Origin of the sequence: Gemmobacter sp. LW-1 (assembly GCF_001303875.1) — a bacterium.
Classification (GTDB): Bacteria; Pseudomonadota; Alphaproteobacteria; order Rhodobacterales; family Rhodobacteraceae; genus Gemmobacter; species Gemmobacter caeni.
Genome location: NZ_LJSC01000062.1, coordinates 77,461 through 84,276, shown reverse-complemented (window position 1 = coordinate 84,276; position 6,816 = coordinate 77,461). Strand labels below are relative to the sequence as shown.

The following is a 6,816-nucleotide window of genomic DNA, read 5'->3' as shown; positions in this document are numbered from 1 at the left end:
GGCTTGCCACTTCCATCGCCGAACTTCCCGTGACAATCACGCTGATCCTCTCGGCCATCCGCAAGGCGGCGGAGGATGAGGGGTTCGACACCACCGATCCCGTCATTCAGGCCGAGATCCTGCGCTGTTTCGCGGCGGGTACGCCCTCGGGCGGCGATGACGGGGTGAATACTGCGCTCATCGGTGCCCGGCTGACGCTGACCGGACCGGCCCTGCAAAAGCTGATCGCCACGCTGGCGCCGAAGATCGCGGCGGGGCTGAGCCAGAAGCTTGCGGCGCAGGCGGTGCCGGTTCTGGGCGCACTGTCCGGCGCGGCGGTGAACGCGGCTTTCCTGAGCCATTATCGCGAGCTTGCGCGCATCCGCTTTCGCCTGCTGCGGCTGGCGCAGGAGCATGGCGCCGAACGAGTGGTCGCCCGCTTCAACGCGGCGGCCAGCGTGAAGCCGCTGCTGCGGTCGGACTGATCACTCCGGCAAGGTGGCGAGCCAGCCCATCACCGCCGGGCGCACGCTTTCCACGCCTTCCGCCATGGCCGCGGTGACCACCGCGCGCACCTCGCGCAGATCGACCTGACGCAGCAATGATTTTACCGGCCCGATGGAGGCGGGGCGCATCGACAGCGTGCCGATGCCCAGCGAGGCAAAGACCATGGCCTCGATGGGCCTGCCCGCATCCTCGCCACAGAAGGAAAGCTGGGCGTTGCTTTCCGCGCAGCGATCCGCAATCAGTCGCAGGAAGCGCAGGAAAGAGGTGTTCAGCGTGTCATAGCGGCGGCGCACCCGTTCATTTTCACGGTCGGCGGCGAAGAAGAACTGCTTCAGATCATTGCCACCAATGGAAATGAAATCGGCGGATTCGAAAAACGCCTTGGGCGCGAAGGCCAGGCTGGGGGTTTCCAGCATCGCACCGATGCGCAGGGTTTCGGGCACGGGATGACCCATGGCCGCCTCGCGGTCGCGCTGGTGCAGCAATTCATTGCGGGCAGTGACGAATTCCTCATGTTCGGAGATGAAGGGGAACATCACGGTCAGGGGGCGCCCCCGTGCGGCGCGCAGCAGCGCCTGCAACTGCATCCGCAGCACGCCGCGTTTGTCGAGACCGACGCGGATCGCGCGCCAGCCCATCGCGGGGTTCGGCTCGTCCTGCGGCTTCATGTAGGGCAGCACCTTGTCCGAGCCGATGTCCAGCGTCCGGAAGGCCACAGGCCGCCCCTTGGCCGCATCCATGACGCGGGCGTACAGCTTGGCAAGCTCGTCCCGTTTCGGCATCTGGTTGCGGATCAGGAATTGCAGCTCGGTGCGGAACAGGCCCACGCCCTCGGCCCCCGAATTCTCGATCGAGGGCAGATCGGCCATCAGGCCCGCATTCATGTAAAGCCGGGTCACCGTGCCGCAGCGCGATTCCGCAGGCAGGCCGCGCAGGCTGGCATAGCGCTCCTGCGCCTTGGCCTGCATCGCCATCTTGTCGCGGAAACTGCGCACCACCACCTCGTCCGGGCGCAGATGCACAGTGCCACTGTCGCCGTCGACGAGGATCGGATCGCCGTTCAGCGCCTCGGAGGTGATGCGTTCGGCATGGATGATCAGCGGGATGACCAGCGCGCGGGCAACGATGGCGGCATGGCTGCCGACCGAGCCTTCCTCCAGAACCACGCCGCGCAGTTTGCGGCCGTATTCCAGAAGTTCGGCGGGGCCGATGTTGCGGGCCACCAGAATCGGGTTTTCCGGCATGGTTGCGCCGGTATCCTGCCCCTGTCCGGTCAGGATGCGCAGCAGGCGGTTTGACAGGTCGTCCAGATCGTTCAGCCGTTCGCGCAGATAGGCGTCGGGCACCTGTTCCAGACGGGCGCGGGCTGCGGATTGTTCCTTTTCCACTGCCGCTTCGGCCGACAGGCCGCGCTGGATATCCTCTTCCATCCGGCGCAGCCAGCCACGCGAGCGGGCGAACATGCGATAGGCTTCCAGCACCTGCCGCTGATCCTTGTCCAGCGACTCCGCACTCAGCAGATCGTCGATGGAGATGCGCAACTGGCCCACCGCGTCGCGGATGCGGTCGATCTCGGTCAGCGGATCGTCGGCCACCGGATTGGTGACGACGACGCGCGGCTCGTGCAGCCAGACATTGCCCTCGGCCGTGCCTTCCTGCCCGGTGCCGCCGCGAAAGATGCGCGGCTGTCGGTGCAGGGCGCCGGGGCCTTCGCCTTCGCCGACGAAGGCGCCAAGCTCGGTCATCTCGGCCAGCACCATGGCCACGACTTCCAGCGCATAGACCTCGTCATCCGAGAACTGCCGCGCCGTGCGGGACTGCACGACCAGAACGCCCAGCTTTTCCCCGACCCGCTGGATCGGCACGCCGAGGAAGCTGGAAAAGAGTTCCTCGCCGGTTTCCGGCATGTAGCGGAAGCCGCGCTCTGACGGCGCATCGGCCGCATTGACCGGCGTCGCGGTCCGCGCGACGCGCCCGACCAGACCTTCACCCACCTTCATGCGGGTCTGGTGGACGGCCTCTTTCTTCAGCCCCTCGGTCGCACAAAGCTCCAGCGTGTCCTCGTCGCGGAACAGGTAGATCGAACAGACTTCGGTCCCCATGGAATCGGCGATCAGATGGGTGATGCGGTCCAGCCTGTCCTGGCCCTTGCCGGGCAGGGCAAGGCTGTCGCGCAGGCGGCGGAGGAGTTTGCGGCTGTCGCTCTCGCTGCGTTCGGGCATGTTTGGGGGTGCCGTCCTTCTGGATGCCTTTGCCCCCTTTAATCACAGCACGCGGCAAAACGGAACGGGGGAGAGGGTCGCGCCCCGAAGTCACCGCCAACTGCCGCCGATTTGGGCAGTGCCGTCCCCGGACGCATTGCATCCGGCAAGGGATGTGCCGGACAGCCATGGCGTGCAGCGCGATAGACGATGGGAACCGCCGGCAGGTCTTCCCGCGCCTGACCTGCGGACGATTCGGGAATCCCTGGGCCGGTCCTGACTCCGTCCCGCGCCTGCATCCGGCGCGGTCCGTTGCAGATTTGGGGCGCAGAATGAAAAACGCCCCGCAGAGTGCGGGGCGTTCGGGTCAGCTTTGGCCGCGATCAGGCTTTTTCCAGCTCGAACGCATCGTGCAGCGCCTGCACGGCCAGTTCCATATACTTGCGGTCGATCAGGACCGAAATCTTGATTTCCGAGGTCGAGATGACCTTGATGTTCACGCCCTCGTTAGCCAGCGCCTTGAACATCTTGGCGGCGACACCCGTATGGCTGCGCATGCCGATGCCAACGACCGAGACCTTGGCGACATCAGTGTCGATGATCAGCTCGTCATATTTGATGACGCCGGCGGCGCGGGCATCTTCCATCGCCTTCTTGGCGCGCTCGACCTGGTTGATCGGGCAGGAGAAGGTCATGTCGGTGACGGCGCCGGGGTGGCTGTCGTCATAGTCCTTCTCGGAGATGTTCTGGACGATCATGTCCACGTTGACGCCCGCCTCGGCCAGCGGGCCGAAGATGGCCTGGGCCACGCCCGGACGATCCTCGATGGTGAAGAGGGTGATCTTCGCTTCCTCGCGCGAGAAGGCGATGCCCGAGACGACTTTCGATTCCATGATTTCCTCCTCGTCGCAGACCAGGGTGCCAGAGTTTTCGTCGGTATCCTCGAAGGACGACAGCACGCGCAGCCGCACCTTGTAGCGCATTGCCAGTTCGACGGACCGGGTTTGCAGCACCTTCGCGCCGAGGCTGGCAAGTTCCAGCATTTCCTCGAAGGCGATCTTGTTCAGCTTGCGCGCCTTGTCAGACACGCGGGGGTCGGTGGTGTAGACGCCATCGACATCGGTATAGATATCGCAGCGTTCGGCCCCGAAGGCGGCGGCAAAGGCCACGGCGGTCGTATCCGAACCGCCCCGGCCCAGCGTGGTGATGCGGCCCTCGGCAGACAGGCCCTGAAAGCCCGCGACCACGGCAACCTTGAAGCCTTCGGCGAATTTCGCGTCGATATTCTCGCGCGGGATCGACACGAACCGGGCCGACCCATGCGCGGAAGTGGTATTGATCGGCACCTGCCAGCCCTGCCAGGAGCGGGCGGGCACGCCCATCTCCTGCAGGCGCAGCGCCATCAGACCGGCGGTCACATTCTCGCCCGAGGCCACCACCGCGTCATATTCGCGGGCGTCGTAAAGCTTCGACGTGCCCTCGACCCAGCCGACCAGTTCATTGGTCTTGCCCGACATGGCAGAGACGATGACGATCACGTCATAGCCACGCTCGACCTCGCGCTGCACCTTCTTCGCGGCATTTTCGATCCGCGCGAGATCGCCCACCGAGGTGCCACCGAATTTCATCACCAGAAGCGGCATGGCCAACCCCCGTTCTGCCATTAAAACCGCGCGTTCCATACCAGAAGCGGGGGGGGATGCAAGCGCGCTTTCCGATGGGGAAGGCGGTTCAGTCCAGCCGGAAGTTCACCGGCTGCAAGGGTGGCGGCGCGGCTTCGCCCAGATGCGGCGCGAGGCCGATCTCGGCCAGACGGCAGATTGCATCGAGCGGCAGCGCATTCGCTGTATTGCCAAAGGGATGCGCCAGTTCCTCGGTCACCTCGGCCAGGCCGAAGAAAGTATAGGCCACGATCAGCGCGAAGACCGGCGTCAGCCAGCCCGCAGGTTCTACCAGCGCAAGCGGCAGCAGCAGGCAGTAGAGCCAGCTCGTGCGGAAGACCAGCAGGGAATAGACGTAGGGCAGTGGCGTGGCGCGAATACGCTCGCACCCGGCCTGCGCAAGCGCGATGCCGGACAGGCGGGCCGAAAGGGTGCGGGCGCCGAAGCCGTCCAGTTGCCCGTTGCGGCGGGCCTCGGCCAGCAGGCTGTTCATCGCGTCCAGCGTCGCATCCGGGCCTTCGCCCGCTGCCAGCGGCAGGCCGCGCAGCGCACTGCGGTGCAGATGCAGGAAATCACGCATCGACCGCAGCAACTGCATCCGGATCTCGGTGTCGTCGAGAAACAGATCCGCTTCGCGCGCGAGGCTGCGGCTGTCGGCCAGAAGCCCGCCCCAAAGTTTGCGTGCCTCCCACCAGCGGTCATAGGCCGCATTGTTGCGAAAACCCAGAAACAGCGACAGGGCGACGCCGAAAACCGCGAAGGGGGTGGCGCTCAGATGTGGCAGCGGCATGACGTTGTGATCCCACAGCATTGCAGCCACCGCCAGCACGCCCACCAGCGCAAGCTGCGGCGCGATATGCGGCAGGACCGAACCGCGCAGGGCGAACAGCAGCTCTGCCGTGCCGGGTTTTTCGCGCAGGATCATCGCGGCCTCCGTCTTTCCTGCCCTTGGATCGGCCCGAAGCCGCCATCCGTCAAGGCCGGAGCCGACAGGGCCGCGCCTGTCTGCGACGGTCTCAGGCCCGTGCCGCGCCGAAATGGTGCAGCGCAGCCACCGCGCAGGAGGCGAGCCGCGACATCGGGCTGTCTGAACGGGAGTTGAGGATCACCGGCACCCGCGCGCCCATCACCAGCCCCGCGCCTTCTGCATGGCTGATGAAGGCAAGCTGCTTGGCCAGCATGTTGCCTGCGTCGATGTCGGGCACGACAAGGATATTGGCCCGCCCTGCCACGCCGCCCTGCAAACCCTTGGTGCGGGCCGCGCCGATATCCACCGCATTGTCCATCGCCAGCGGCCCGTCGACCAGCCCGCCCCTGATCTGGCCGCGCTCGGCCATTTTCGACAGCAGCGCCGCGTCGATGGAGGACTGGATGGCGGGGGTCACGGTTTCCACCGCGCTCAGCACGCCGACCCGCGGCTCCATCCCCAGTGACAGCGCGAGGTCGATGGCGTTCTGGCAGATGTCCATCTTGGTGGCGAGATCTGGGGCGATGTTGATGGCGGCATCCGTCACCATCACCGGCTGCGGCTGGCCCGGCACATCCATGACGAAGATATGGGTGAAGCGGCGGCCGATGCGCAGGCCTGTGTCGCGGTCAAGCATCGGGCGCAGCAGGTCTTCGGTATGAAGGTGCCCCTTCATCACCGCGGCCGCGCGGCCTTCATGCACCAGCTTGCAGGCCATGGCCGAGGCCGCCGCATCACCCGAGGTCACGTCGATCAGTTCGAACCCCGAAATATCGGCGCCGGTTTCTGCCGCCGCCGCGCGGATCGCGGCCGCCCTGCCGATCAGAATGGGGGTGATCAGGCTTTCCCGCGCGGCCAGCAGCGCGCCGCCCAGTGAATTGGCGTCATCGGGGCAGACCACGGCTGTGGGCAGCGCGGGCAGAGGTCGTGCGCGATCCAGAAGCGCATCGAAATGCCGGTGGCGCTGCACGATGAGGCCCGGAACCTCGATATCGTCGCGGCGGAATTTCACCGTGGGCGCCTGTACCTCGGCCTCGCCCGACAGCAGCAGCGCATCGTCGCCGGTGCGGCGGATCTCGGTCCCCAGACGCAGAACGTTGCCCGCGCACTTTTCCAGCACGGTGACGCGGCAGACCAGTTCATCGCCCGCATGGGCCCGGGCATGAAAATCCAGCGTCTGCCGCAGGTAAAGCGTGCCGGGGCCGGGCAGTTGCGTGCCGAGTACCCCGGAGATCAGCGCGCCCAGAAACATCCCCGGCGTGATCTGTTCGGGGTGGCCATCACCATCGGTATCGGCATTGGGCAGGTGCATCGGGTTATAGTTCCCCGAGGCGGCGGCAAAGACATAAAGATCGTCGGGTGTCACCAGCCGCCGGATTTCGGCGCTGTCGCCTGCGGCGATTTCGTCAAAGGTCCGGTTCACCATATGCATCGGCATCTCCCTTGCGTGGGCAGGGGATGGGTGGCCGGGAATCGGGGCGCGGGTCAAGCCGTGGCGCGA

At 65.9% G+C, this 6,816-nt stretch carries 5 protein-coding genes; 1 reads left to right on the top strand and 4 read right to left on the bottom strand.

Annotation, left to right across the window (positions count from 1 at the left end; all coding sequences use genetic code 11):
* The coding region (locus AO684_RS20005) for an EcsC family protein (protein ID WP_161806031.1) at positions 1-464 on the top strand (464 nt) is incomplete at its 5' end.
* On the opposite strand, the gene ptsP is transcribed toward AO684_RS20005, so the two are convergent.
* The 4 genes from ptsP to AO684_RS19985 all read right to left on the bottom strand — a co-directional run bounded on the left by ptsP (position 465) and on the right by AO684_RS19985 (position 6,747).
* On the bottom strand, positions 465-2,708 hold the full coding sequence (ptsP, locus tag AO684_RS20000; protein WP_054304495.1) for a phosphoenolpyruvate--protein phosphotransferase: 2,244 nt from the start codon (positions 2,706-2,708) through the stop codon (positions 465-467).
* A gap of 362 nt (positions 2,709-3,070) precedes the next feature.
* Positions 3,071-4,330 carry an aspartate kinase gene (locus AO684_RS19995; RefSeq protein WP_054304494.1) on the bottom strand — a complete coding sequence of 420 codons (1,260 nt, stop codon included), beginning with the start codon at positions 4,328-4,330 and terminating at the stop codon, positions 3,071-3,073.
* An 88-nt stretch (positions 4,331-4,418) separates the two neighbouring features.
* Positions 4,419-5,273 (bottom strand): bestrophin family protein, encoded by an 855-nt coding sequence (locus tag AO684_RS19990; protein WP_054304493.1) that lies wholly within the window; start codon positions 5,271-5,273, stop codon positions 4,419-4,421.
* Between the two features lie 91 nt (positions 5,274-5,364).
* The gene (locus AO684_RS19985) at positions 5,365-6,747 is read right to left on the bottom strand and encodes a bifunctional enoyl-CoA hydratase/phosphate acetyltransferase (RefSeq protein ID WP_054304492.1); all 1,383 of its coding nucleotides are present in this window, start codon (positions 6,745-6,747) and stop codon (positions 5,365-5,367) included.
* Positions 6,748-6,816 lie beyond the last annotated feature (69 nt).

Bases quoted from the DNA above. Each gene is read 5' to 3' on its own strand.
- ptsP (WP_054304495.1), bottom strand. From the start codon at position 2,708: ATGCCCGAACGCAGCGAGAGCGACAGCCGCAAACTCCTCCGCCGCCTG.
- AO684_RS19995 (WP_054304494.1), bottom strand. From the start codon at position 4,330: ATGCCGCTTCTGGTGATGAAATTCGGTGGCACCTCGGTGGGCGATCTC.
- AO684_RS19985 (WP_054304492.1), bottom strand. From the start codon at position 6,747: ATGCATATGGTGAACCGGACCTTTGACGAAATCGCCGCAGGCGACAGC.
- AO684_RS19990 (WP_054304493.1), bottom strand. From the start codon at position 5,273: ATGATCCTGCGCGAAAAACCCGGCACGGCAGAGCTGCTGTTCGCCCTG.